At 41.1% G+C, this 1,154-nt stretch carries 1 protein-coding gene; it reads right to left on the bottom strand.

Annotated features, from left to right (window positions below; all coding sequences use genetic code 11):
* Positions 1 to 890 precede the first annotated feature (890 nt).
* The coding region (locus tag ACVBIO_RS21540) for a transposase (RefSeq protein WP_447173426.1) at positions 891 to 1,154 on the bottom strand (264 nt) is incomplete at its 5' end.

Raw genomic sequence — 1,154 nt, 5'->3', positions numbered from 1 at the left:
AGCGTTTGTCACCTGAATCAAATCTCCTAGGAGTTTTAACTCTCTAACACCGCTGCAAGTCCCGTTCTATCTAGCTTAACGCTGGGTAGGTGGCCTGCTGTGCCGTGTCAGTGGATGCGCATTATAGGGAGTTTTCAGATCAGCGCAAGCGCTTTTTCAAAGAAAAATACATTTAAATCTTATACCTTTAGCAAGCACAGCTAAGCCACAACTTGCCCACAGAGTTATACACAGCACCCTCAAAAAACCATACAATTAACTACTCTAAAAAGCCCTATCAATTTAAATCACGATCTAATGCGCCCTAGAGTTCATTTACTTATTTACGCGTCACCCCAGTGCATTCAACACAGTTAAACAGCTTCCTCGCAACCAGTAACCAGTAACCCAATTTAATAGCTATACAGCCAATAGAATATGTACACTAATCCAAGTTATCAGCCAAGGATCACTTACAACCTTACAATGCCTAACTTAACGCTTATGGACAATAAGCTGTCACCTAATACTACTCTCACACATAACCAACACCCTCTGTAATAAAATGCAACAGCAAAAGATCCCTGTTACCAATCATTGAAGAGTTGCGATCTAATGTTGATATTCCCGCCATTACCTTTTTGAAAAACCACAGCGCTTAATAAACTTTGGCTTTATCTAGAACAGAAAAACAGCCACGTAAACGGATCAGATCACTAATACCAAACTGGAAAATTAACTGGTCAGTAATGGCATAATTACCCAATCCCTAAAATGAAATTTTGTCACTCGCTCTGAACTCTCAGTAAAAGTATTCAAAGCTTCACAAACGCTATCAACAATGTCGTCATAATTTTTGAAAACTCTATTAGCAAGGCTGTGTTGCCACATTCCGCTCATCCTTGTTCAATTTAATTAAGCTCTGGTGAATAGGACGGTAATTTGATGATGCTGACATTCGTGAATTGATCTGCAATGCCGTCTGCATGCCAACCGGCACCATCCATGATCATTACAGCATGCCTATCGATGCCAGTTACTTCGGAGATCTGTCTTAAGTGGAGGATCATTGCTTCTTTGCTTGTCCACGGAACCACCATTGCTTGCCCTATACCTCTGCTGGGACATACAGAGCCAAAAAGGTATGCATATTCGAATTGCTGCTGGCGTACAAC

It is taken from the genome of Shewanella sp. 0m-8, assembly GCF_052977265.1.
This window is presented reverse-complemented; position numbering and strand designations above follow the sequence as displayed.